13 protein-coding genes are annotated in these 25,814 nt (G+C 73.9%); 12 read left to right on the forward strand and 1 reads right to left on the reverse strand.

What is annotated here, in order from left to right:
* Window positions 1–21 precede the first annotated feature (21 nt).
* On the forward strand, window positions 22–927 hold the full coding sequence (locus ACZ4Z5_RS26535) for a LysR family transcriptional regulator (RefSeq protein WP_468266956.1): 906 nt from the start codon (window positions 22–24) through the stop codon (window positions 925–927).
* Window positions 928–931: 4 nt separating this feature from the next.
* Here ACZ4Z5_RS26535 and ACZ4Z5_RS26540 read toward each other — a convergent pair whose 3' ends face one another.
* A complete protein-coding gene (locus ACZ4Z5_RS26540; RefSeq protein ID WP_468266958.1) occupies window positions 932–1,963 on the reverse strand; it encodes an aspartate-semialdehyde dehydrogenase in 1,032 nt (343 codons plus the stop codon).
* A gap of 376 nt (window positions 1,964–2,339) precedes the next feature.
* Between ACZ4Z5_RS26540 and ACZ4Z5_RS26545 the strand changes: the two genes are divergently transcribed.
* From ACZ4Z5_RS26545 to ACZ4Z5_RS26595, 11 genes are read left to right on the forward strand one after another with little or no spacing between them, the layout of a single operon-like run.
* Window positions 2,340–2,951 carry an NADPH-dependent FMN reductase gene (locus ACZ4Z5_RS26545; RefSeq protein ID WP_468266960.1) on the forward strand — a complete coding sequence of 204 codons (612 nt, stop codon included), beginning with the start codon at window positions 2,340–2,342 and terminating at the stop codon, window positions 2,949–2,951.
* On the forward strand, window positions 2,948–3,808 hold the full coding sequence (locus ACZ4Z5_RS26550) for a thioesterase II family protein (RefSeq protein WP_468266962.1): 861 nt from the start codon (window positions 2,948–2,950) through the stop codon (window positions 3,806–3,808). The genes ACZ4Z5_RS26545 and ACZ4Z5_RS26550 overlap by 4 nt, the downstream gene beginning before the upstream one ends.
* A complete protein-coding gene (locus tag ACZ4Z5_RS26555; RefSeq protein WP_468266964.1) occupies window positions 3,805–5,448 on the forward strand; it encodes a condensation domain-containing protein in 1,644 nt (547 codons plus the stop codon). Before ACZ4Z5_RS26550 ends, ACZ4Z5_RS26555 begins: the two co-directional genes overlap by 4 nt.
* Window positions 5,438–7,303, forward strand: coding sequence for an amino acid adenylation domain-containing protein (locus ACZ4Z5_RS26560; RefSeq protein WP_468266966.1), 1,866 nt, complete (start codon window positions 5,438–5,440; stop codon window positions 7,301–7,303). Before ACZ4Z5_RS26555 ends, ACZ4Z5_RS26560 begins: the two co-directional genes overlap by 11 nt.
* The gene (locus ACZ4Z5_RS26565; RefSeq protein WP_468266968.1) at window positions 7,300–11,916 is read left to right on the forward strand and encodes a type I polyketide synthase; all 4,617 of its coding nucleotides are present in this window, start codon (window positions 7,300–7,302) and stop codon (window positions 11,914–11,916) included. The genes ACZ4Z5_RS26560 and ACZ4Z5_RS26565 overlap by 4 nt, the downstream gene beginning before the upstream one ends.
* Window positions 11,917–11,918: 2 nt before the next feature.
* Entirely contained in the window at window positions 11,919–13,202 is a 1,284-nt protein-coding gene (locus ACZ4Z5_RS26570; RefSeq protein ID WP_468266970.1) for a MupA/Atu3671 family FMN-dependent luciferase-like monooxygenase, read from the forward strand.
* Window positions 13,199–17,296 carry a non-ribosomal peptide synthetase gene (locus ACZ4Z5_RS26575; protein ID WP_468266972.1) on the forward strand — a complete coding sequence of 1,366 codons (4,098 nt, stop codon included), beginning with the start codon at window positions 13,199–13,201 and terminating at the stop codon, window positions 17,294–17,296. Before ACZ4Z5_RS26570 ends, ACZ4Z5_RS26575 begins: the two co-directional genes overlap by 4 nt.
* Window positions 17,289–18,557 (forward strand): MFS transporter, encoded by a 1,269-nt coding sequence (locus ACZ4Z5_RS26580; RefSeq protein ID WP_468266974.1) that lies wholly within the window; start codon window positions 17,289–17,291, stop codon window positions 18,555–18,557. Before ACZ4Z5_RS26575 ends, ACZ4Z5_RS26580 begins: the two co-directional genes overlap by 8 nt.
* On the forward strand, window positions 18,554–21,727 hold the full coding sequence (locus tag ACZ4Z5_RS26585; protein ID WP_468266976.1) for a non-ribosomal peptide synthetase: 3,174 nt from the start codon (window positions 18,554–18,556) through the stop codon (window positions 21,725–21,727). The genes ACZ4Z5_RS26580 and ACZ4Z5_RS26585 overlap by 4 nt, the downstream gene beginning before the upstream one ends.
* Window positions 21,724–23,313 carry an amino acid adenylation domain-containing protein gene (locus ACZ4Z5_RS26590; protein ID WP_468266978.1) on the forward strand — a complete coding sequence of 530 codons (1,590 nt, stop codon included), beginning with the start codon at window positions 21,724–21,726 and terminating at the stop codon, window positions 23,311–23,313. The genes ACZ4Z5_RS26585 and ACZ4Z5_RS26590 overlap by 4 nt, the downstream gene beginning before the upstream one ends.
* Window positions 23,310–25,811: a non-ribosomal peptide synthetase gene (locus tag ACZ4Z5_RS26595; protein WP_468266980.1), complete on the forward strand. Its 2,502-nt coding sequence runs from the start codon at window positions 23,310–23,312 to the stop codon at window positions 25,809–25,811. Before ACZ4Z5_RS26590 ends, ACZ4Z5_RS26595 begins: the two co-directional genes overlap by 4 nt.
* Window positions 25,812–25,814: the final 3 nt, after the last annotated feature.

The raw sequence follows: 25,814 nt of genomic DNA on the forward strand, positions 1-25,814 counted from the left end.
GGCGCGGCGCCGGGACAGCGCATGGATCTGAAGCAGCTCACCACCTTCCACCGGGTCGCGACGCTGCTCAGCTTCACCCGCGCCGCGGCCGACCTGAAGTACGCGCAGTCCAGCGTGACCGCCCAGGTCAAGGGCCTGGAGGTGGCGCTGGGTGTGGAGCTCTTCGAGCGTCTGCGGGGGCGGATCCGGCTGACACCGGCCGGTGAGCGGCTCGTACCGTACGCCGAGCAGATCCTGTCCCTGGTCGACGAGGCCCGGGACCGGACAACCGGCCGGGCCGAGCCGTCCGGGGTCCTCACCATCGGCACGATGGAGAGCATCACCTCCTACCGGATGCCCCCGGTCCTCGAATACTTCCACCACCGCTACCCGCGGCTGCAGCTCGCCCTGCGGCCCAGCCTGTGCAGGGACACCTGCGAGGCGCTGCGGCAGGGCAGCTTCGACCTGGGCTTCCTCATGGAGGCCGACACCGAGCACCCGGGGGTCAGGACAGAGGTCCTCGGCCCCGAACCGCTGGTCGCGGTCGCCGCCCCGGACCATGTCCTGGCCGGCGTCCGCGACGTCTCCACCAGCGATCTGCGCACGGTGCCGATCCTGGCGCCGGAGGCCGGCTGCTCGTACGGGGCGATGTTCGAGGCGGAGCTCAACGGCGGCGCCGAGGAGCCCGTGCCACTGCTGCAGTTCGGCAACATCGAGTCGATCAAGCGTGGGATCTCGGCCGGTCTCGGCGTCAGTGTGCTGCCCGCGATGGCGGTGGCCGACGAGGTCGCGGCGAAGTCGCTGACCGTGTTGGACTGGCAGGCGCCGTTCGAGGTGTACACGCAGATCGCCTGGCGGTGCGGGCGTCACCTCACGCGTGAGATGCGGGTGTTCATCGACTGGATGGTCCGGTTCATGGAGCAGGACCGGCCGCTGGTGGCCCACTGACCGCTCACAGGGTGCCCCGGGCCAGGAGCTCCTCCACGATCTGTACGACGTCCAGCGCGCCGCCGACCCTGAGGTTGTCGCTGGCCAGCCACAGCCAGAAGCCGTCGGGGGCGGTGGCCGAGACCCGGATCCGACCCACGTGGAGGCGGTCCGGGTCGCTCAGCGCCGCCGGGGTCGGGCCGGCGCCGTCATGGACCGTGACCTCGGGCAACGCCCTGAGCAGGGCGACCAGTTCGGCACGGTCCACCACGGAACGGCACTGCACCCGCACCGCCGCGCCGTGCCCGCTGACCACCGGGACCCGTACGCAGGTCGCCGTGACCTCGATGCCGGGAAGACCCAGGACCTTGCGGACCTCGTCGACCACCTCCCGCTCCTGGCGGGTCGAGCCGTCCTCGAGCACGTCGCCGATGCCGGGCAGCACGTTGAAGGCCAGCGCGGGCGAGAACTCCGCCGAGACCACGGTGGCCCCCGGGTCCTGCAGGACGGTACGCGAGCCGTCCTGGAGCTCCTCGACGCCGGCGTGCCCGGCGCCCGAGGCCCCCTGGTACGTACTGACGACGATCCGGCGGATCCCCCAGCGGCGCTCCACGTCCCGCACCACGCGGACCAGGGGGACCGTGACGGCGCCGGGCACCGCGATCACCCCGCCGGCCGGACGGCGGCCCAGCTCGCCCGCGTTGAGCTGCGGGACGACCAGAGGAGTGCCCGGAGCCATCCGGAAGGCGGGGGTGCTGTCGATGGCCAGGGCGCCGTGGGCGACAGCGACGGGGACCCAGGCCCTGCTGACCTCCTCGCCGGCGCAGAACAGCGCGGCGTCGACCACGCCGAAGTCGAACCGGGACAGCTCGGTGACGCGGTGGTCCCGGCCGTCGACGGGGATCGTACGGCCGACCGAGCGGGGGGAGGCCAGCAGATGCAGTCGCCGGTACGGGAGGCGGCGGCCCTCGATGAGTTCGAGCAGGGTCCCGCCCACCGCGCCGGTCGCTCCGACGACGGCGATTCGGGGGGCGGTGGGGTCGTCGACCTTGGGCATGGGCTTCTCGGATCCGCGGAGGGCAGGGAAGGACACGGACACCAGACGGCCGTGTGGGCCGTCGGCTCCGGGACATGACCCTGTTCGAGTACGCGCCGGAAGCTCGGCGTGGGGCGGTGTGCGCGATCGGCGCCGGACCGATGATCCACGCATCCGGGGCGGGCGGCAACGGGTGCCCGACGGGCATCTCCGATGGCTCCCATCAGCGGGAACGATCGACCGCGGACCGACGCGAGCGTCATCGGAATGCCTGAACCCGGCCATCGGAACTCCCGGACGGCGGGCGTTGCACCTGCACGTTCGCTTGCCGAAGGCTGTGGCCGGTCCTGATCGACCGGGCGATCGACCGCATCGACCACTGGGGAACGGGGAGTTCATGCAGCAGGCCGTGAAGGTCGTCGGAATCGGAGGGTCCCCCCGACCCGGCGCTACCGCGGAGCTGGGGCTGCGGGTGGTGCTCGCGGAGGCCGCCCGGCTGGGTGCGGAGGTCGCTCTCGTCAGCGGCGCCGACCTGGTGATGCCGCTGTACGACCCGCGCGTGGCGAGCTGCCCGCCGCAGGCGCGCCGGCTGCTCGACAAGGTGGCCTCGGCGGACGGGGTGGTGCTGGCCAGCCCCGCGTACCACGGCACGGTGTCCGGGCTCCTGAAGAACGCCCTGGACTACACCGAGGAGCTCCGGGACGACGCCCGGCCGTACCTCTCGGGCCGGGCCGTCGGCTGCATCTCCGTCGGTCTGGGCTGGCAGGGTGCCGTGACGACGCTCGCCGCGCTCCGGGACATCGTGCACGCCCTGCGCGGCTGGACCACCCCGCTGGGGGTGGCGCTCAACAGCGCGACGGCCGGGTTCGGCGCGGACGGCGCGTGCGACGACCCGCACATCCAGGGGCAGTTGACCACGCTGGCCGGGCAGGTGGTCGAGTTCGCGGAGGCACGCCGGGCCCACCGGGCGCTCCGGGCGCTCACGGCCGAGGCGGTGTCCGCCCGATGAGCGGCACCGACGACGGCCACTGTCCCGACAGCGGCACGGCCACGGCGACGGCCCCCGACCCCGCTTCCGCCCCCGCCCCCACCCCCTGGATCCGCTGCTTCCACCCGAAGCCCACGGCTCGGCACACCCTGGTCTGCTTTCCGCACGCGGGAGGGTCGGCCAGCTACTACTTCGGCCTTTCGGCGGCGCTCGACCCGGACATCGAGATGCTGGTCATCCAGTACCCGGGGCGCGAGAAACGGCTCTTCGAGGAGCCCGCGGGTTCCGTGGCGGCGCTGGCGGACGGCGTGTACGAGGCGCTGCGTCCCCGGCTGCCGCGGCGCCCGGCCTTCTTCGGACACAGCATGGGTGGGCTCATCGGCTTCGAGGTCGCCCGGCGGCTGGAGTCGGCCGGGGGGCCTGTCCCCGACGCCCTCGTCGTGTCGGCCAGTTCGGCGCCTTCGGTGCGTACGGACCGGCTGACCGCCGGCAGCGGCGCGTCCCGCGGCGAGGCCGAGACCGACGAAGCCGTGCTGACCCGCATCATGGGCCTGGGCGGCACCCGTGAGGGGGTGCGCCAGAACCCGGAGCTGTTGCAGCTCGTGCTTCCCGCCATCCGCGCCGACCTGCGCGCCCTGGAGGGCTACCGGCTCGACGACGGTGCCGGGATCGCCTGCCCGGTCACGGTCTTCGTCGCCGACAACGACCCCGACGTGCCGCCCGCCGAGGCCGGTGCGTGGGGCGCCCACACGACAGCGGGCGCCACCGTGCACGTCTTCGAGGGCGATCACTTCTACTTCAGCGGCAACCCGCCGAGGTTCCTCGAACTGCTCCAGGACGCCGTGCGTCACTCTCACCCCGGGACACAACTGGTATGACGGTCATGGGATTCGTGGAGGAAGAGCTCGCCCAGATGTGGGCCGAGATCCTGGACGTCACCGGTGTGACGCTCGCCTCCGGCTGGCGCGCGCTCGGCGGGGGGCCGGAGACGGTACGCACCCTCGCCGACCGGATCGACGAAGAGCTCGGCACGCGCGTCGAGCCCGAGGGGCTGCTCGACGCGGCCACCCTGGAGGGCATGGCCCGCCTGGTACGGGACGCCATGGCGGCCAGGAGCACGACGGCCGGGCCGGCGGCGGCCGGACCGGCGGGCCCGGGGTCCGGGGCGCGCCCGGAGCGGCCGCCACTGTCCTTCGCCCAGCAACGGCTCTGGTTCATGCAGCAGATCGATCCCGACACCACGCTCTACAACGTGCCGACCGTGCTGCGGCTGCACGGCGGCCTCGACCGCGGCCGGCTCGGCCGGGCGCTGACCGCGCTCGTCGCCCGGCACGAGGTGCTGCGTACGAGCTACGAGACGTCGTCCGGGGTACCGCACCAAGTCGTCGCCGTGCCCGGGGAGGTCGCGCTCCCGTACACCGATCTGACCGGCGAGGGCGACCCTGCGGCCGAGGCGGCCCGCATCACCGCCGAGGCGGGTGCCCACGTCTTCGACCTCGCCGTCGGCCCGCCGCTGCGGGCCCACCTGCTGCGGCTCGGCTCCGACGAGCACCACCTGGTGATGACGTTCCATCACATCGCCATCGACGGCTGGTCCGTGGAGATCTTCTTCCGGGAGCTGGGGCAGCTGTACGGCGGCGCGGATACGGGCAACGGGCCCGCGCTGCAGTACGCCGACTACGCCGTCTGGCAGCGTGACCGGCTCCAGGGCGACACACTGGACGCCCTGACCGCCCACTGGCGCGCGGTGCTCGGCGACGACCCGCAGGCCCTCGCCGTTCCCACCGACCGCCCCCGGCCCCGGTACCGCTCCTTCCGGGGCGCGGTCGTCACCCGCGAGCTCGGGCCCGAACTCACCTCCCGACTCCGTGAGTTCGGCCGGAGCGAGCGCGGGACGCTCAACATGACGCTGCTCGCCGGGTTCCAGGCGCTGCTCGCGGGCTGGTCCGGGACCGACGACGTCACGGTGGGCATCCCGGTCGCGGGCCGCACCCGGCCCGAGCTCCAGGAGCTCCTCGGCTGCTTCATCAACATGGTCCCGGTCCGTGTCGGACTCGGCGGCGCTCCGGGCTTCCGCGCGCTGCACGCCCGCACCCGTACCGCGCTGCTCGACGCCTCCGCGCACCAGGAACTGCCCTTCGACAAGCTGGTCGAGGCCCTGGTCTCCCGGCGCAGCCGCGACTTCCTGCCGGTGTTCCGGGTGATGTTCAGCTTCCTCAACGAGCAGTCCGCGCCCCTCTTCGCCGGGCTCGACCACTGCTCCCTCGACCTCACGGGACCGCAGGACACCGCGAAGTACGACCTCAGTCTGTACGCGCAGGAGGGCGGCTCGGGCGTCGCGCTGACCCTCGAATACGACACCGACCTGTTCGGACCCGAGACCCCGGCCGCATTCCTCGCCGCCTACGAGCAGACGCTGCACGACGCAATCACCTTCCCGGACAAGCCGGTTCTGGATCTCGCAGCGGTCCGGTTCCAGGTGTCCGGCTCCGAGAGGAACACTCACCGTGACCGCTGACCCACTGGCCACCACAGAGCCGGGCACCATCGACGCCTGGTTCGGGCGGCAGGCGGCCGAGCGGGGCGACGCGGTCGCCGTGACCGGCACCGACGGCCGGCTGACCTATGCCGAGCTCGACCGCGCCGCCAACCGCCTCGCCCACCACCTGCGCTCCCTCGGCGTCGGCCCCGAAGTGCCGGTCGCCGTCTGCATGGAGCGCACCACCGCCCTGGTGACAGCGCTGCTCGCGGTGCTCAAGGCGGGCGGCGCGTACGTGCCGCTCGACCCGGCGAACCCGGACGAGCGGATCGCCTTCACGCTCGCCGACGCCGGCGCGGGCGTCCTGGTCACCGACCGGGCCGGGCGCGGTCTCGCCGCCGAGCACACCGTTCTGACCGGCCCCGGCGGTACCGACCTGGCCGCGTACCCGGACACCGCGCCCGAGGAGCCGGGCACCGGACCGGCCGGCCTCGCGTACGTCATCTACACCAGCGGTTCGACCGGCACCCCCAAGGGCGTCATGATCGAGCACCGCAATGTGACGGGCCTGCTCACCGGCACCCGGGCCCACTTCGGCTTCGGCCCCGAGGACGTCTGGTCGATGTTCGCCTCCGCCGCCTTCGACGTGTCGGTGTGGGAGATGTGGGGCGCGCTGCTGCACGGCGGCCGGCTCGTCGTCGTGCCGGAGGAGACCCGGCGCTCGCCGCAGGAGCTCCACGCGCTGCTGCACCGCGAGCGGGTGACCGTCCTCAACCAGACCCCGTCCGCCTTCCGGCAGTTGGTGCGGTACGAGGAGGAGCAGGGCCCGACGGGCGGCCCCGCGCCCCTCGACGCGCTGCGACTCGTGGTCTTCGCCGGGGAGGCCCTGCCGCCCGAGACGCTGCGGCCGTGGATCGCCCGGCACGGCGAGGACCGGCCCGAGCTGGTCAACATGTACGGGATCACCGAGACCACCGTGCACTCCACCTACCGCCGGATGACCTCGGCCGACCTCGACGCCGCGGCCGGCAGCATGATCGGCGGCGCCTTCGAGGGCTGGACGACGAAGGTCGCCGCCGCCGACGGCACCGAAACGGCCGACGGCGAGGCGGGCGAGCTGTTCGTCGGCGGCGCCGGGGTGGCCCGGGGCTATCTGGGCCGGCCCGCCCTGACCGCCGAGCGCTTCCTGCCCGACCCGGACGCGGCCGTGCCCGGCTCCCGCCGCTACCGCTCGGGCGACAGCGCCCGGCGCGGCGCGGACGGCGACCACGAGTACCTCGGGCGGCTCGACCACCAGGTGAAGGTGCGCGGCTACCGCATCGAACTCGGCGAGATCGAGAACGCCCTGACCCGCCACCCGGACGTCCGGGACTGCGTCGTGACGGTCGACGAGGACTCGGTCGGCGAGCCGCGCCTGGTCGCGTACTGGGTGTCCGGTGGGGCCGGACTCGCCGACAGCACCACCGAGCTGCGCGAGCACCTGGGGCGCACCCTGCCCGCGTACATGCTGCCGAACGTCTTCGTGGAGCTCGACCGGCTTCCGCTGACCCTCAACGGCAAGGTCGACCGGCGCGCGCTGCCCGCGCCCGAGGCCGTACGTCCCGACCTGGGCGGCGGCTTCGAGGCGGCCGGCACCCCGGTGGAGAAGGCCCTCGTGGACATCTGGGCCGATGCGCTCTCGGTGGACCGCGTCGGCCTCGACGACGACTTCTTCGAACTCGGCGGGCACTCGATGCTCGCGACCCAGGTCGTGGCCCGCTCGAAGGAGCAGTTCGGCGTCGCCGTGACGTTGCGGCTCCTCTTCGACCTGCCCACGGTCCGGGAACTCGCGGGCGCCGTGGAAGAGCTGCTCGCCGCACAGTCCATAACCAACCCGTACGGGGAGAACGCATGACGTACGAAGCGGAACCGCCGCTGCCCGAGCAGTCCGTGGCCATCATCGGAATGAGCGGCCGCTTCCCCGGTGCCGGCGATGTCGACGCTCTGTGGCGCATGGTGGCGGCGGGCGAAGAAGGGCGCACCGACTACTCCGACGAGCAGCTCGCCGAGGCGGGCGTGCCCGAGCGGCTGCTCGCCGACCCGGCCTATGTGAAGTCCGGCTTCCCCGTCGACGGGTTCGACCGGTTCGACGCCGAGTTCTTCGGTGTCACCCGATCCGAGGCCGAACTCATGGACCCGCAGCACCGGCTGCTCCTGGAGACCGCCTGGCAGGCCCTGGAGAGGGCCGGCTACCCCGCGGGCACCTTCGAGGGCCGCACCGGCGTCTTCGCCGGCACCTCGGGCAGCGGCTACCTGCGCGAGCGCGTCGCCGGCCCCGGCTCGGACGGGCAGACCTCCGACGAGATCCAGGTCGCCATCGGCAACGACCCCGGCATGCTCGCGCTGCGCGTCTCCTACAAGCTCGGCCTGACCGGGCCCAGCTTCACCGTGCAGAGCGCCTGCTCCTCCTCGCTGGTGGGCGTGCACCTCGCGGTGCAGTCGCTGCTCGGCCGGGAATCCGACCTCGCCCTCGCCGGCGGTGTCGCGGTGCGCGCGTTCGAGCCCCGCGGCTACCGCTACGAAGAGGGCGCGATCCTTTCGACGGACGGCCACTGCCGCCCGTTCGACGCGGACGCCTCCGGCACCGTCTCGGGCGACGGCGTCGCCCTGGTCGTCCTCAAGCGCCTTGAGGACGCGGTCGCCGACGGCGACCACATCCACGCCGTGATCCGTGGCTCGGCCGTCAACAACGACGGCTCCGCCAAGATCGGCTTCACCGCACCGTCCCCGCACGGCCAGGCCGAGGTCATCGCAGAGGCGCTGGCCGTCGCGGGCGTCGAGCCCGGCACGGTCCAGTACGTCGAGGCGCACGGCACCGCCACCCCGCTCGGCGACCCCATCGAAGTGGAGGCGCTCACCGAGGTGTTCGGTACCGACGCGCCGGCCGGCTCGGTCCACCTGGGCTCGGTGAAGGCCAACATCGGCCACCTCGACGCCGCCGCGGGCGTGGCCGGCCTCATCAAGGCCGCGCTCGCCCTGGAGCACCGCTTCATCCCGCCGACCGCGCACTTCCGTGCCCCCAACCCCCGACTCGCCCTGGACAAGGGGCCGTTCGTGGTCAGCGGCGAAGGCACCCCGTGGCCGCGGACGGCGACCCCGCCGCGCGCCGGGGTGAGCGCCTTCGGTTTCGGCGGCACCAACGCGCACGTGGTCCTCGAGGCCGCGCCCGCCGTGAACGCCGCCGTGACCACGGAGCCCGAGGCGGACGGCGACTGGCAGGTTCTGCCACTGTCGGCCCGTACCCCCGAAGCCCTGGACGCCGCCGCCGAGCGCCTCGCGACCGCGCTCACCGAGAGCGGTGCCGGGCTCGCGGATGCCGCCCACACGCTGCAGTCGGGCCGGGCCGAGTTCGCCCACCGCCGCGCCGTGGTGGCCGACAGCCGGGAGGGCGCCGCCGCCGCGCTGCGCCAGGACCGGCCCGCCGTGGCCGCCGGGCAGGGCGACCAGGCCCCCGGCGTGGTGTTCCTCTTCCCCGGCCAGGGGGCCCAGTACCCGGGCATGGGCGCGGACCTGTACCGCACCGAGCCCGTCTTCCGCGCGGCCCTCGACCGGTGCGCCGAGCTTCTCCGGCCCGAACTGGGCTGGGACGTACGGGACGTGGCATTCGCCGACGACGGCGAGGAGACCCGCGAGCGGCTGCGGCAGACCCTCTACACCCAGCCCACCGTCTTCTCCCTCGACTACGCCACCGCGCAGCTCCTGCTCTCCTGGGGCGTCACGCCGGACGCGATGACCGGGCACAGCCTCGGCGAGTACGTGTCGGCCTGCCTGGCCGGGGTGTTCAGCCTGGAGGACATCGTGCGCGTGGTCGCCCGCCGCGCCCGGCTGATGCAGGACCTCGCGCCCGGCCGGATGCTGTCGGTGCTCCTCGACGAGGAGGCGCTGACGAAGGCGCTGGACGGCCGCGCCACGATCGCCGCGGTCAACGCGCCCGGCTCCTGCGTGGTCGCCGGTACGCCCGAGGAGGTCGCCGAGGCCCGCCGCGTACTGGAGGAACAGGGCGCTTCGGTGCGTGAGCTGGAGACCTCGCACGCCTTCCACACCGCGCTGGTCGAGCCCGCCCTGCCCGCCCTGGAGGAGGTGCTGCGCTCGGTCACGCTGCACGCGCCGAGGATCCCCTTCCTGTCCAACGTCACCGGCACCTGGATCACCGACGAGCAGGCCACCGACCCGGCGTACTGGGTCGCCCACACCCGCCGGCCCGTCCGGTTCTCCGACGGCGTCGCCACCCTCGCCCGGCGCGGCCCCGTCGTGTTCGTCGAGGCCGGTCCCGGCAGCCAGCTGGGCGGGCTCGTCAGGACCCACCCGGAGCCGGGCCCCGTCGTCAGCCTGCTGCGCAAGCCGCGGGCCGGCGCCGAGGTCCCCGCCGAGGGCCGCGCGGTCCGCGAGGGCCTGGCCGAGCTGTGGCGCCACGGTGTCAGCGTCGACTGGCCGGCCCTTCACACCGGCGGCGCGCGCCGCCGGGTCCCGCTGCCCGCCTACCCCTTCCAGGGCCGAAGCTTCCTGCTGCCCAAGCCGACCGTGACCACCGGCGTCCGGACGGACAGCGCCCGGTGGACGTACGCACCGGTGTGGCACCGCGCGCCGCTGGCCACCGCCGCTCCGGAGCGGACCGGGCCGGAGCAGGCCGGGCCGGCCGCCTGGCTGGTCCTGGCCGACGGCCGCGGGCTGACCGGTGACCTGGTCGCCGCCCTGCGCGAGCGCGGCGAGAGCGTCACCGTCGTATGCAAGGCGACGGCGTACGCCCGCACCTCCGAGCACGGCTTCGACGCCGACCCGGCGGACGCCGAGCACCTGGGCCGCATCCTGAAGGAGCTGCGCCAGGAGGGGCCGGTCCCGGACCGGATCGTGCACGCCTGGTCCGTGACCGACCCGGAGAGCACCACCCCCTCGACCGTGCAGGACCGTTACGCCCACGGTCTGGCCACCGGCTTCCACAGCCTGGTCTCGCTGGCGCAGGCGCTCGGCGAGAGCGGCACGGACACCCCCGTGCGCGTCGACGTGCTCACCGACCGGCTGCAGGACGCGCACGGTTCGGCCGTGACCCGCCCCGAGCGGGCCGCCCTGTACGGCGCGGTCACCGTCCTGCCGCAGGAGTACGCCTGGCTGACCTGCCGCAGCATCGACGTGCTGCCCCCGGCGGACACCGCCGCGCGGACCCTGCTGACCGCGCAGCTCACCGCCGAACTGACCGGTCCCGGCGCCGAACCGCTCGTCGCCTACCGGGGCGCCCAGCGGCTGCGCCGCGCGTTCGCACCGGTCGAGCCGGCCGCCGTACCCGCCGGGCGGGCATGGCGGGCCGGCGCCGGTTACCTGGTCACCGGTGCGTCCGGCGAGGCCGGGCTCAGCTTCGCCGAGCAGCTCGCCGAGGCAGGCACCCGCCTGGTGCTCGTCGGGGACCCGGAGTTCCCGGCCGAGAGCGACTGGGACGCGCTGCCCGCGGGGGCCGAGCGCAGCCGCGCCGAGCGGCTCGCCGCGCTGCGCGCCGCCCGGCCCGGTGCCGTCACCTACCGGGCCGCCGACCTGGCCGACCCGGAGCAGGCCCGGCTCCTGGTCGAGGAGGCCCGGACCGTGCTGGGCGCCGTCAACGGCGTACTGCACTGCGCGGACGCCCGGGGCACCGGACTCGTCGCGCTCAAGTCGCGGGACGACTTCGACGCCGTGCTCGGGGCGCGGGTGCGTTCCACGCTGCTCCTCGAAGAGCTGCTCGCCGCCGACGAGCCGGACTTCTTCCTGACCTGCTCGGCCACCACCGGCATCGTCGGCGGCTTCGGTCAGGCCGACAACTGCGCGGCCGCCGCCTTCCTGGACGCCTTCGCCGCCGCCGGATCCGCCGCGGGACGCAACACCGTCACCCTCGACTGGTCGCAGTGGGAGTGGGACGACTGGTTCGAGCAGCAGATGGCCGGGCTGCCCGAGGTGCGCGAGCTGTACGAGCGGCTCCGCCTGACCCAGGGCATCCCCGTCGCCGACGGCCTCGCGCTGGCCCGCGCCGCACTCTTCGCCGGGCTGCCCCAACTGGTCGTGTCCCGAGCGGACTTCCATGACGTCCTGGCCGACCAGGAGGGCCTGACCGCGACCTCGTTCACCGACGCACTGGGCAGCGGCCGCGGCGAGGCCGGCGACTGGGACCCCGCCACCGTGTGGCCGGACGACGAACTGGCCCAGTCAGTGGCCCGGGTGTGGCAGGAGATGCTCGGCGCCTCCCCGATCGGCCCGGACGACGACTTCTACGACCTGGGCGGCAACTCGCTGTTCGCCATCCAGATCGTGGGCCGGCTGCGCCAGGCGCACGGCGACTTCCCGATGAGCGCCGTCTTCGAGGCGCCGACCGTACCCGGGCTCGCGGCGGCGATCCGCGCCCACCAGGCCGAGTCCATCGGTCTGGACGATTTCGAGGCGATGCTGCGCGAAGTCGAAGCCCTCTCCGCCGCCGAGGCCGAGCAGAAGCTGAAGGGTGACAGCTGACCATGGCTGACGAGAACACGCACACCGGCATCGAGGCGGCGCAGGCGCGCAGGCTCCGGGAACGGCTCTCCTCGCTGACCCCCGAGCAGCGCGCGGTCCTCGAGCGCTCCATGCGGGAGCGCGGCGTCAAGGCGCCCACCGGCGTGGACGCGGGGGAGAACGCCGACGCCAGGCGGGCCGCCGCGCCGCGCCGCGCCCGGCGCCCGGAGAGCACCATGGAGTTCAGCCTGTTCTTCTTCTCCGGCGACGGCACCGCCGCCGGACCGGGGAAGTACGACATGCTCATGGAGAGCGCCCGGTTCGCCGACGCCAACGGGTTCGCGGGGATCTGGGTGCCCGAGCGGCACTTCGTGGACTTCGGCGGGCTCTACCCGAACCCGTCGGTCCTGGCCGCGGCCATCGCCGTACAGACCCAGCGGATCCAGATCCGCGCGGGCAGCTGCGTACTGCCGCTGCACCACCCGGTGCGGGTCGCCGAGGAGTGGGCGGTCGTCGACAACCTGTCCGGCGGGCGGGCCGCGATCGCCGCGGCCTCCGGCTGGCACCCCGACGACTTCCTCCTGGCCCCTGGCGACGGGCAGCAGCGCTACCCGCACCGCAAGGAGGACATGTTCGAGGCGATCGAGACGATCCAGCGGCTGTGGGCCGGGGAGAGCGTCGGGCTTCCGCGCGCCGACGGCTCGACGCAGTCCGTACGCACCCTGCCGCGCCCGCTCCAGGCCGAGCTCCCCGTATGGGTGGCGGCGCAGGGCAGCCCCGACACCTTCGTCAAGGCCGGTGAGGCCGGTGCGTACCTGCTGACCGGCCTGGTCGCCCAGCGGCCGGCCGACCTCAAGGACAAGATCGCCGCCTACCGCGAGGCGCTCGTCGGCGCCGGGCACGACCCTGCCCGCGCCAAGGTCACCGCGATGGTGCACACCTTCCTGCACTCCGACGACGACGGCGCCCGGGAGATCGTGCGGGCGCCGCTGACCGGCTACCTCAAGACCTTCCTCGCCCAGCAGGACAGCTTCGGCAGCGATTTCTCCAAGCTCTCCGCGACCGAGCGCGACGTGATGCTGAACGCCACCTTCGAGCGGTACTTCGACACGCTCGCGCTCCTCGGCACGCCCGACAAGTGCGAGTCCCTGATCGAGGACCTGGTCGACATCGGCGTGGACGAGGTGGCTTGCCTGGTCGACTTCGGCCTCGCGCCGGACCAGGTCGTCAAGGGCCTGGAACACCTCACCGAACTCAAGAACCGGTACCGGGCCGCCGAGGCCGACGCCGAAGGAGAGCAGCCGTGACCGAACTCGCCAGCCGGCTGGCCGGCCTCACCCCCGCCCAGCGGGCCCTCCTGGACAAGAAGATGCGGGAGCGCGCCCGGACGCCCGTGACGGCCGGCCCCGTCCCCCGGCGCAAGGGCGGCGACCGGGTGCCGCTCACCGTGGACCAGGAACGCATCTGGCTCATCCACCAGTTCGACGACGAAGACCCGCTCTACAACGTGTACTTCGCCTCGAAGCTGCACGGTGAGCTGGACCGCGACGCGCTCCAGCGCGCCACCGACGCCTTCGTGCAGCGCCACGAGGCCCTGCGCACCACCTTCGAGCAGGACGGCCACGCCCCCGTCCAGGTCGTCCACCCGGCCATGAAGGTGCCGGTCCGCCACGTCGACCTGCGCTCCGTACCGGACGAGGAGCGCGAGGCCGAACTGACGCGCCTCGCCACCGAGGAGATGCGCACCCCCTTCGACCTGGTCGAGGGACCGCTGCTGCGCATCACGATGCTGCGGGTCGCCGACGACGAGCACGTGCTCGTGGGCACGGTCGACCACCTGGTCTGGGACCGCGGCTCGATGGGCATCTTCAACGCCGAGTTCGCCGAGTTCTACACGGCGTTCGCGACCGGTCGGGAGCCCCGGCTCCCCGCCATCGAGGTGCACTACGCGGACTACGCCGAGTGGCAGCCGCGGTGGCTGGCCGAGGAGGTCGAGCGCAAGCACCTGCCGTACTGGAAGAAGCAGCTCGAAGGCGCCGAACTGGTCCTGGAACTGCCCACCGACCGGCCGCGCCCGCCGTTGATGACCTCCAACGGCGCCCGCTACCAGTTCCCGCTCACCCCGGAGCTGACCCAGGCGATCCGCGACCTCGCCAAGCGCGAGGACGTGACGATCAACATCGTGCTGCTCGCCGCCTGGAAGACGCTGCTGCACCGGCTCAGCGGCCAGGAGGACATCGTCGTCGGCACGACCTCCTCCACCCGCGGCAGGCCCGAGATCGAGCCGATGATCGGCTACTTCCTCACCATGCTGCCGCTGCGCACCACGGTCTCGCCCACCATGACCGTGCGCGAGCTGCTCCAGGCGACCCGCTCGACCATGCTGGGCGCCTTCGACCACTTCGACATACCGTTCGGCACCCTCCTGGACGAGCTGGACATCGTCCGCGACCCCAGCCGCACCCCGATCTACCAGGCCTCGTTCATCCTGGTGGACTTCGTCCACGAGGATCCGCCGCCGATGGCCGGGCTGCGCGTCGAGGAGCTGATGCTCGACAACGCCACCGCCAAGGACGACGTGTTCCTCGGCTTCGTCGACGACCCGATGCTCGCCGCCGACCACCTCCACGGCATGTTCGAGTACAACACCGACCTGTTCGACGAGAGCACGATGGCCCGGATGGCCCGCCAGGTCGTGCGCGTCCTGGAGCAGATGACCGAGGACGCCGGACGCGCCCTGGGCGAGCTGTCCCTGATCGACGCCGACGAGGCACACACCCTGCTCGTCGAGTGGAACAGCACCGCGGTCGAGCGCGAGCCCGGCCTGTGCCCGGACGACCTGGTGCGCCGTCAGGCCGCCGCCACCCCGGACGCGGTCGCCGTCTCCTGCGGCGACGAGCAGCTGACGTACGCCGGACTCGTCGAGCGCTCCGGCAGGCTGGCCTCCCACCTGCAGGCCCGGGGCGTCACCCCCGAGACGGTCGTCGGCGTCTGCCTGGACCGCTCGGTGGACCTCGTCGTCGCCCTGCTCGGCGTACTGATGTCGGGCGGCGCCTATCTGCCGCTCGACGCCGCCTACCCGGCGCGGCGCCTCGCCGACATGACCGGCGACGCCGGCACCGCGTTCCTGCTCACCCGCGGCGACCTGCTCGACGCGCTCGCCGAGTGCCCCGGCGAGCGGGTCTGCCTGGACACCGACGCCGAGGTGATCGCCGCCGCGCCCGCCACGCCGGCGAAGCCCGCCTCCGGCGACGACCGGCTCGCGTACGTCATCTACACCTCGGGTTCCACCGGCCGCCCCAAGGGCGTCGAGGTCACCCACCGCAACCTGGTCAACCTGCTCCTCGCGATGGCCCGCGAGACGGGGCTCGCCCCGGGCGACACCCTCGCGGCCGTCACCCCCGTCACCTTCGACATCGCGGGCCTGGAGCTGTACGCCCCGCTGATCAGCGGGGCCCGGACGCACGTCGTCACCAAGGAGCAGGCCGTGGACGGCCGGCGGCTCGCCGAGCTGCTCGCGGAGACCGGCGCCACCGTCATGCAGGCCACCCCCGCCACCTGGCACCTCCTGGTGGAGGCGGGCTGGCACAACGACGGCTCGCTGCGCGTCCTGGTCGGCGGCGAGGCCCTGCCGCCCGCCCTGGCCGAGCAGCTGGTCCGCGAGCCCGGCCGTACGTGGAACGTGTACGGCCCCACCGAGACCACCATCTGGTCCACCTTCCAGCGCCTGGACAGCGGCGCCGAGCAGATCTCCATCGGCCGGCCGCTCGACAACACCCAGGTGTACGTCCTGGACGAACGGCTCGAACCGGTCCCGGTCGGCATGCCCGGCGACCTGTACCTGGGCGGCACCGGCGTCGCCCGCGGCTACCGCGGCCGGCCGGGCCTGACCGCCGAGCGGTTCGTACCCGACCCGTTCGGCGCCCGCCCCGGCGCCCGCCTCTACTTCACCGGCGACAAGGCGCGGCTGCGCGAGGACGGCACGCTCGTCTTCCTCGGCCGCGACGACGGCCAGGTCAAGCTGCGCGGCTTCCGCATCGAGCCGGGCGAGATCGAGGCCCGGCTCGAGGAGCACCCGGCGGTGCGCCGCGCGGTCGCCCTGGTCCGTGAGGACCGCCCCGGCGACAAGCGGCTCACCGGGTACGTCGAGTCCGCCGACGAGTCGCTGACCGCCGAGGAGCTGCGTGAGCACCTGCGCGGCCTCCTGCCCGACTACATGGTCCCCGCCGCGATCGTCCGCCTGGAGACCTTCCCGCTGGGCACCAGCGGCAAGATCGACCGCCGCGCGCTGCCCGCCCCCGCCGTCGAACGCGACGCGGCGGGATACGTGCCGCCGCGCGACGCCGTCGAGCTGGAGGTCGCGCACATCTGGGAGGAGGTCCTCGGGGTCTCCCCGATCGGCCTGCACGACCGGTTCTTCGACCTGGGGGGCCACTCCCTGCTCGTACTGCGCCTGATGGCGGAGATCGAGAAGCGGTTCGGGCGGCAGCTTCCGATGGCGGCGATCTTCCGGGGCGCCACCGTCGAGCGGTTCGCCCGGATGCTGCGCGAGGGGTACCAGGACGAGACCGGGGTGCACCTGGTCGAGCTCGGCTCCGGCGACGGCACGGGCTCCCCGGTGTTCTTCGCCCACCCGGCCGGCAGCGAGGTCGTCTGCTACATGCCGTTCGCCGCGCTCGTGGAGCCCGCCGGGCGCCCGCTGTACGCGCTGGCCTCTCCACCGCCCGTCGACGGCGAGCTGCCGTTCACCGGCTTCGGCGACCGTGCCGCCCAGTACGCGGAGCTGATCCGCGAGACCCAGCCCGAGGGCCCCTACACCGTCGTCGGCTGGTGCTACGGCGGCGCCAACGCCTTCGCCGTCGCGGGCGAGTTGGAGAAGAGCGGCGCCGAGGTGTCGGTGCTCATGATGGACTCGCACGCGCCCGCCGTCGTGCCGGCCGGCTCCGAGCCGGACCCCGCCGAGATCGTCGAGGCCATCGCCGCCAACCTCCAGTGGGACTACGGCGACCGGCTCAAGTCGCTCGCCGAACTCCGGGCCATGGGCGCCGACGAACACCTCGACTACCTGCTCGGCATCGCCCGCGCCTCGGGCTACCTGCCGCCGGACGCCGGCCGCGAGCAGATCCGCGACATCCACGAGCTGTGGGTCGCCAACCTGCGCCTGGTGTGGAACTTCCGGCCGAGCCCGGTCAAGGGCAAGGTCACGCTGCTCCGCGCCGGCGAGGAGGAGTGGGACCTGGCCGCCTCCTGGAACGAGCTGACCGGGCAGCACTTCGACGTCCGCACGGTCGACGGCAACCACTACACGATGATGCGCCACCCCCACATCGAGGGCGTCGCAGCGGTGCTCAACGACCTGCTGAACGGCACCGCACGGAACGGGGAGGGCGACCGTGCTTGACCTGCTGAAGGACCGGACGTACATCCGTTACTGGCTGGCCGTGGTCGCTTCCTTCCTCGGTGACGCCATCACGAAGATCACCCTGATCTACGTCGTGGCCACCGAGACCGACGACCCGGTCCTGTACGTGTCCCTGGTCGTCATCGCGCAGCTGCTGCCCTTCGGGGCGCTCGGCGCGTTCGTGGGACCGCTGGCCGACCGGCTGCCGGCCCGGCTGCTCATGGTCGGCTCGGACCTGGTCCGCGTCGTCCTGGTGCTCGGGATGATCGTCGTACAGGACTCGCCGCTGCTGCTGCTCGTGCTCATCCTGCTCAGCGGCATCGCCAAGGCCTTCTTCGAGACCGCACGCATCACCGCGATCCCGCTGATCGTGCGCGGGCACAGCATCCCGACGGCGGTCGCCCTCTTCCAGTCCACCAACCACACCCTCAACCTGGTGGGCCCGGCGCTCGGCGGACTGCTCATCGCGTTCGGCAGCGTCACGGCGGTCTTCGTGCTGGACGCCGCGACGTTCGTGATCTCGGCGGTGCTGCTCGCCAGCATGGCCGTGCTGCGGGAGGTGCCCGTACGGGGCGCCGACAGCGGCCGCGAGGGGTACTGGTCCTCGCTGCGCACCGGGATCTCCGGTGTGCTCGCCGTGCCGTCGCTGCGGTTCCTGGCCATCGTCATGGTCCCGGTGATGCTGGTCCTCGGCCTGTTCACCACCAACCTCAACTCCCAGCTCCTGAGCGTCTTCGAGCTGCCCGCCTTCGAGTACGGCCTGGCGCAGGCCGGGTTCGGCGCGGGCTGTGTGATCGGCGCGCTCACCGGTCCGCCGCTGGTGCGCCGGTTCTCCGACCGGGGGCTGCTCATCGGCTCGATCGTGCTGTTCGGCGCGTCCCTGCTGCTGCTCGCGCCCACCGGCACGGTGTGGGAAGCCACCGAGCGGGGCGGCCTCGGCCTGACCGTCGTCCTGCTCTGGTGCGTCCTCGCCGGGCTCGGCTCGGGACTGTTCCAGGTGCCGGTCGCCAACACGCTGCTCAGCGACCTGCCCGAGGAGCTGCGTGGCCGCGGCGTCGGCCTGCTCAACGCCCTGATGGTCAACTTCACCGTCCTCGGCGTGGTCGTCGGCGGCATGCTCGCCGGGCTCGTCGGCATCGCGGCCTCCATCGTGGTGGCCGGCGCGGTTCTGGTGGTCGCCGCCCTGGCCCTCCTCGTCCCCGGTCTGCGCGGCGGCTCCGGCGACGAGGCGGGCACCCCGGAACCGGAGGCCGTCGCATGACCACCCTTCCCCTGACCCCCGCCCAGCGGCGGCTGTGGGCCCTCGGTCAGCTCCGGCCCGGCGACCCGTTCTTCAGCATCCCCTTCGCCGTCACCATCGAGGGCCCGCTCGACGGCGACGCCCTGCGGCGCGCCCTGGACGCCCTCGTCCGGCGGCACGACGCGCTGCGGGTGCGCATCGTGCGGTCCCCCGACGCCGGCGGGGAGCCCGTCCAGCGGATCGGGGCCCCCGGTCCGGTCGGCCTCGACCGCGTCGAGGCGACCGAGGAGGAGGCGGCCGCACTCGCGGACGGCTTCGCCCGCACCCCCTTCTGCCTCGACGGCGGGCCGCTGCTGCGGGCCCGGCTGCTCCGCCTCGGCGAGACACGCCACCGGCTCCTCGTCGGCGTCCACCACATCGTCTTCGACGGAGCCTCGCTGGAGCTGTTCACCGCCGAACTCGCCTCCCTGTACGACGCGTTCGCGCGGGGACTGCCCGACCCCCTGCCCCGGCCCACCGTCGGATACGGGGAGTTCCTCGCCGACCGCACCGCGCAGGACGAGGCGGCCGGACCCGAGCGGCTCGCCTACTGGACGCGGCACCTGGCAGGCGCCCCCGAGGTCCTGGAACTGCCGCTCGCCGGGCCCCGCCGGGCCCGCGCCGGGCACGAGGGCGGCCGGGTCACCACCGTCGTACCCACGTCGGTGGTGGAGCCCCTGCGCCGGCTGGCCCGCACCAGGCGCGCCAGCCTGTTCATGGTGCTCAAGGCCGCCGTCGACGTCGTGCTCAGCCAGTACGGCGGCACCGACGTGCTCACCGGCATGGCCGTCTCCGGGCGTGACACCACCGAGAGCGCCGGCATCATCGGCTACCTCACCCGTCCCGTCGTACTGCGCGGACAGCTGGCCGACGACCCGGAGTTCGGCGAGCTGATCGGCCGGGTGCGCGGCGACCTGCTGGACGCCCTCGACCACCCCGACCTGCTCGTCGACGAGGTCATGGACCGGCTCGGGCTCGCCCGCGACCCCAGCTACCACCCGCTCTACCAGGTCATGTACACGCACTCGCCCGCCGCTCCGGTCCACGAGGCGGCCGGTGCCCGGTTCGCCGCCGCCGAACTGCGGCTGCCCACCATGAAGACCGATCTGGCGATCGACACCGTCGAGAGCGCCGAGGGCCTGCTCGCCCTCGCCGACTACCGCACCGACCTCTTCGACGAGGCCACCGTCGAGCTGCTGCTCGCCCGGCTGCGCACCGTCCTGGAGCGGGCGGGCGCCGACCCGCGGGCCCGGGTCTCCGCACTGCTGCGCACCGAGCGCCCGGCGCCCGTGGCGGCATACGAGGACGAGAGCTGTCTGCACCAGCTGGTCGCCGAGCAGATCGCCCGCACCCCCGACGCGGTCGCCGTGGCCGCCGGGGCGCGCACCTGGACGTACCGCGACCTCGACCGCGCGGCGGACCGGATCGCGGCGCGCCTGCGGGCACTCGGGGTCGGTCCCGAGACCCCGGTCGGGGTGTGCGTGCCCAAGTCCTTCGCGCTGGCCGCCGCCCAGCTGGGCGTGGTCAGGGCAGGCGGGATGTGCGTGCCGCTCGACCCGGAGCTGCCCGCCTTCCTGCTGCGGCTCGCCCTCGACGACGCGGGGCTGACGACGGTCCTCGCGGACGCCTGGTCCGGCGCGCTGTTCGACCACACCAGGGTCGACGTGCTGGACCCGGAGGACGAGGGTGACGTTCACGGCGACGAGTCGCCGGTCGCCGTACGCGTCACAGCGCGGGGCGCCGCCTGGCTGCTGCGGACGTCGGGCGTCACCGGCGAGCCGCGCGCGGTCGTCGCCGAGCACCGCAACCTGGTGTCCCGGCTGCGCTGGGCCCACCGCGAGCTGCCCGCGACCACCTTCGACGCGGTCGCCCAGCTGGGGGCGCCGGGCTCGCCGGCCGCCTTCCTGGAGCTGTTCGGCCCGCTGACCCGGGGCGGCCGCGTGGTCGTCCCGACCGCTGGTGACGAAGCCACCGTGCATGCCGCCACCGTGCTCGCGGCCCCCGCCGAGCTGGCGGGGCTGCTCACGAGTGGCGCACCGGCCGCCGTACTGACCGCGGGCGAGCCCCTGTTCCCGTGGACCCTCAGGGCCGCGCGGGCCGCCGGGGCCGGGGACGTGCACCAGCTGTACACCTGCGCCGAGACGGCCGGCCCCGCCCTCGTGGGTCCGGCAGAGGCGCCGGAGGGCGAGGGCTACGGCCCCCTGCCGCTCGGGCTGCCGGCCGACGCCACGGCGTACGTCCTGAACGCGCACGGCGAGCTCGCGGCGCCGGGCGCGGTCGGCGAGCTGCACATCGGCGGCCCGTCCGTCACCCGGGGCTACCTGGACCAGGCGAGCCGCACCGCCGAAAGCTTCCTGCCCGACCCGTTCGGCGGCGAGCCCGGCGCGCGCCTGTTCGCCACCGGCGACCTGGCCCGCCGGCTCCCCGACGGGCGGCTCGTCTTCGCCGGCCGGGCGGCCGACCGCACGCTGGTGCGGGGTGTCCGCGTGGCCGCCCTCGACGCCGAGGCCGCGCTGCTCGCGCACCCCGACGTCGTACGGGCGCAGGTCCTCACCGACCCGGCGGACGGCGCCCTCGCGGCGGCCGTCGCGGCCGCGCCCGGCACGGACCTGACCACCGACGGACTCCGCACGTATCTGCGGGACGTACTGCCCGGCTACCTGCTGCCCGCGCGGCTGCTCGTCACCGACCGGCTTCCGCTGCTGCCCAGCGGCCGCCCCGACCGGGAGCGGACCGCCAAGCTGCTCGCCGAAACGGCAGCCGCACAGGCCGGAGCCGGGCGGTCGGCGGACGAGGCCGACGCGCAGCCGGTGAGCGACGCCGAGCGGACCGTCGCCGGGGCCTGGGAGCAGGTGCTCGGCAGGACCGTGGGAGCGTCGGAGAACTTCTTCGACGCCGGCGGCAACTCGCTGCTCCTGATCCGCCTGCGTGACCGGCTGCGCACCGCACTGGGCCGCGAGATCGACGTGGTGGACCTGTTCCGCCACTCCACCGTCAAGGCCATGGCCGCCTTCCTGGGCGGCGCGCCGGCCACGGACGCCCCGTCGGCCGCCGGGGAGCGCGGTCAGAGCAGGGCCCGGGCCCGCGCCGAGGCCATGCGCGCCCGCGGCCGCGCCCGCCAGACCAGCACACCGATACCGAGGAAGCGATGAACGACCGGCAACAGCGCACGCTCTACCAGTGGTTCGAGGAATCGGCCCTGCGTCACCCCGGCCTGCCCGCACTGGAGATCGGCGACGAGGTACTGACCTACGGCGAGCTGCGCGCCCTCGCGCTCACCCTCGCCGACCGCATCGCCCGCAAGCACGGCTCGCCGCCCACCCGGGTGGCGCTCGCCGCCACCCGCTCGGTCGCCGCGTACGCCGGCTACCTGGCGATCCAGCGGCTCGGCGCGTGCATCGTCCCGCTCAACCCCGACTACCCCGCGCAGCGCAGCCTCGACATCGCCCAGCGGGCCGGCGTCGAGGTAGCCCTCGTGGACACCCGGTCCGCCGAGCTGTTCGCCCGGCTGCCCGAGCGGTACCGGCCCACCGTCCTCGAACTCGACGAGGCCGAGCGGGCGCCCGGCGCGCCGACCGACGTACTCGAGCAGTCGCTCCCGCCGGTCCCCGACGACCCGGACCGCGAGGCGTACCTGCTGTTCACGTCGGGCTCCACCGGCCAGCCCAAGGGTGTGCCGATCCGGCACCGGAACACCTCCGGGTTCCTCGCGCACAACATCGAGCGCTACGAGATCGCGCCGGGCGCCCGGCTCACCCAGACCTTCGGCCTGACCTTCGACGCACACGTCATCGACCTGTTCGGGACCTGGGGCGGCGGCGCCACCCTGGTGGTCCCGCTCGCCGCCGACCTGTACCGGCCGGTCGACTTCATCGTCGAGCGCGAGCTCACCCACTGGTTCTCGGTCCCCTCGGTGATCCGCGAGGCGCAGCGGCTCGGCAATCTGCCGCTGGGCCGCGCCGTCAACCTCAGGCACAGCATGTTCGGCGGCGAGCCGGTCACCGCTCAGCACGCGCAACTCTGGCGGGCGGTCGCCCCGAACACGGTGATCCACAACGTGTACGGCCCCACCGAGCTGACCGTGGTCTGCACCAACCACGCGCTGTACGGGCCGTGTTCGGACTGGCCGGAGTCCTCCGGCGGCACCGTGCCGATCGGCGTCCCCTTCCCGGACATGGAGATGGTGCTGCTCGACGCGGACGGCCTGGCCGCCGACGAGGGCGAGCTGTGCGTGCGCGGCCCGCAGCGCTTCGCGGGCTACCTCGACCCACGCGAGAACGCCGGGCGGTTCGTGTCGTACGAGCCCGACGGCGCCCCGGCCGTGCGCTACGACGGCAGCACCATCCTGACGGACCGCCACTGGTACCGCACCGGTGACCGGGTCCGCCGTGAGAACGGGCTCTACGTGCACGGGGGCAGGCTCGACGAGCAGGTCAAGGTGCGCGGCTTCCGCATCGAACTCGGCGAGGTCGAGGCGGCCGTGCACCGCCACCCGCATGTCATCGACGCCGCGGTGCTCGCCCTGCCGGGCCCGGACGGCGAGACCGAGCTGATCGCCGCCTACGCGGGCCGCGAGGTGGACCCCGAGCGGTTCGACGCCTGGCTGCGCGAGCTGCTGCCGCTGCACATGGTGCCCGCCTCGCTCACCCACCTGCCGGGCGGGCTGCCGCTCAACGACAACGGAAAGACGGACCGCAAGGCACTGGCGCGGATCCTCGACACCACGGAGGGGTCATGACCGACCCGCTGGAGTTCTGGCGGACCGAACTGGCGGGTCTGGAACCGCTGGAGCTGCCCACCGACCGGCCGCGCCCCGCGGCGCGCACCGGCGCCCTGGGCCACCTCACCCGCACCGTCCCGGCCGACACCGCACAGGCGCTGGGCAAGGCGGCCGCCGAGTACGGCACCCCGCTGTCCGCCGTGCTGCTCGCCGCCTACCAGGTACTGCTCGGCCAGTGGGCCCGGCAGCGCGACCTCGCGGTGGGCGTGCCCGGCACGAACGGTGAACTCGCCTTCGTACGGGCCGACCTGACCGGAGACCCGGCCTTCGCCACGCTCGTGGCCCGGGCGGACGCGGCGCTCATCCGGGGCCGGGCCGCCGCACTGCCGTCGGCCCGCCTCGCGGCCGAGCTCGCACCCGGCACCGACGCCGGCCACCACCCTGTCGTCCAGGCACTGTTCACGGACGGCCCCGCCTACGCGGCCGACGGTGTCTGCCCGCCCGACCTGACCCTGAGCCACGAGAGCCAGGGTGCCGAGCGGGCCCTGCGCTTCGACTTCGCCGCCGAGCTGTTCGACACTGCGAGCGCGGAGCGGTTCGCCGCCGACTACCTCACCCTGCTCACCGCGATCGCCGGTGCCCCCGGCCTCCCGCTGAGCGGCCTCGACCCGCTCGACCCCGCCCAGCGCGAGCTGCTGCTCACCGGCTGGGGCCGCGGCCGCCCCGCTTTCCCCGTCGGCCAGGACGTGGCCGGACTGGTCGCCGAGCAGGCCGGGCGGACGCCCGACGCCGTCGCGGTCGTCTTCGGCGCCGAGGAGGTCTCCTACCGGGAGCTCGACGCCCGTGCCGACCGCCTCGCGCACCACCTCCGCGGCCTCGGTGCCGGGCCCGACGTGCCCGTCGCGGTCTGCCTGGAGCGCGGCCCCGAACTGATCACGGCGCTGCTCGCGGTGCTCAGGTCGGGCGCGGCGTATGTGCCGCTCGACCCCCAGCATCCCGTCGACCGGCTGGAGTTCGTGCTCCGGGACACGGCCGCGCCGGTCGTCGTCACCCAGGAGTCGCTGCGCGAGCGGCTCTCCGGTGGCGCCGCCGGGCCGCGCACCCTCGTCGCCCTCGACACGGACCGCGCGGCGATCGCCGCGTCCGCCGTCGTGGAACCGGCCCCGGCCGCCGGGCCCGGGCACCTCGCCTACGTCCTCTACACCTCCGGCTCCACCGGCACCCCCAAGGGCGTCGCCGTCACCCGGGGCGGGTTCCTCAACCTGCTGTGCGGGATGCGGGAGACCTTCCCGGCGCCGGCCAGTGAGCGGGTCCTTTTCACCACCTCGGCGACCTTCGACATCGCGGGCGTCGAGGTGTTCCTGCCGCTGATCACCGGCGGTCGGATCATCGGCGCGGACCAGGACCAGATCCACAATCCGCCCGCCCTCGTCGAGCTCGTCGACCGGCACTCCGTCACCCTCGTACAGGCCACGCCGTCCGCCCTGCGCCCGCTCCTGGACGCCCTCGGCGACCGGCCGCGCGACCTGGAGATCTTCGCCGCCGGCGAGGCGCTGCCCGCCGAACTGGCCGCACGGATGCTGCGCACGGCCACCCGCGTCCTCAACGGCTACGGCCCGACGGAGACCACCGTCTACGCATCCGTCGCCGAGATCACCGACACCACCGGCCCCATCCCCATCGGCCGCCCCACCGCCGGCACCGAGCTGTACGTCGTCGACGACACGGACCGCCCGGTCCCCGTCGGCGTGCCCGGGGAACTGCTCATCGGCGGCGCCGGGGTGGCCCGGGGCTACCTCGGCCGCGACGACCTGACCGCCGAACGCTTCACCGAGAACCCGTTCGCAGCCGGTCGGCTGTACCGCACCGGGGACCTGGTGCGCTGGCTGCCCGACGGCGACCTGGAGTTCCTCGGCCGCCTCGACCACCAGGTCAAGGTGCGCGGCTTCCGCATCGAACTGGGCGAGATCGAGGCCGCGTTGCTCGGCCACGAGGACATCGGCTCCTGCGCCGTCACCGTCCGCGAGGACGTGCCCGGCGAGAAGACGCTGGTGGCGTACGCCGTCCCGGCGCCCGGCCGCCCGGCCCCCGGCATCGGTGCGCTGCGCGACTGGTGCGGGCGCACTCTGCCCGGCTACATGGTGCCCGGCACGTACGTCTTCCTGGACCGGATGCCGTTGACCACCAGCGGCAAGACCGACCGTGGCGCGCTGCCCGCGCCGGACGGCGAACGCACCGGACTGGAAGCCGAGTTCATCGCGCCGCGCACCCCCGCCGAGCGGGCGGTGGCCCGGGTGTGGGCCGAGACGCTGTACGCGGACGAGGTCGGCGCGCGGGACGACTTCTTCGACCTGGGCGGCGACTCGCTGACCGCGACCCGGGTGGCACTGCGGCTCCAGGAGGACTTCGGCCTGGAGATACCGGTGCGGACCCTGTTCACCTACTCGACCGTCGAGTCGCTCGCGGGGGCGCTGGCCGTCGCCCGCCGCACCGGCGCGTTCCCGGCCGGAGGCTGACCG

This window comes from Streptomyces sp. NPDC030222, assembly GCF_055573115.1.

What these genes read in the sequence shown, in the direction of transcription:
- ACZ4Z5_RS26595 (WP_468266980.1), top strand. Translation starts at nt 23,310, where the DNA reads ATGACCGACCCGCTGGAGTTCTGGCGGACCGAACTGGCGGGTCTGGAA.
- ACZ4Z5_RS26535 (WP_468266956.1), top strand. Translation starts at nt 22, where the DNA reads ATGGATCTGAAGCAGCTCACCACCTTCCACCGGGTCGCGACGCTGCTC.
- ACZ4Z5_RS26585 (WP_468266976.1), top strand. Translation starts at nt 18,554, where the DNA reads ATGACCACCCTTCCCCTGACCCCCGCCCAGCGGCGGCTGTGGGCCCTC.
- ACZ4Z5_RS26570 (WP_468266970.1), top strand. Translation starts at nt 11,919, where the DNA reads ATGGCTGACGAGAACACGCACACCGGCATCGAGGCGGCGCAGGCGCGC.
- ACZ4Z5_RS26555 (WP_468266964.1), top strand. Translation starts at nt 3,805, where the DNA reads ATGACGGTCATGGGATTCGTGGAGGAAGAGCTCGCCCAGATGTGGGCC.
- ACZ4Z5_RS26565 (WP_468266968.1), top strand. Translation starts at nt 7,300, where the DNA reads ATGACGTACGAAGCGGAACCGCCGCTGCCCGAGCAGTCCGTGGCCATC.
- ACZ4Z5_RS26590 (WP_468266978.1), top strand. Translation starts at nt 21,724, where the DNA reads ATGAACGACCGGCAACAGCGCACGCTCTACCAGTGGTTCGAGGAATCG.
- ACZ4Z5_RS26550 (WP_468266962.1), top strand. Translation starts at nt 2,948, where the DNA reads ATGAGCGGCACCGACGACGGCCACTGTCCCGACAGCGGCACGGCCACG.
- ACZ4Z5_RS26545 (WP_468266960.1), top strand. Translation starts at nt 2,340, where the DNA reads ATGCAGCAGGCCGTGAAGGTCGTCGGAATCGGAGGGTCCCCCCGACCC.
- ACZ4Z5_RS26540 (WP_468266958.1), bottom strand. Translation starts at nt 1,963, where the DNA reads ATGCCCAAGGTCGACGACCCCACCGCCCCCCGAATCGCCGTCGTCGGA.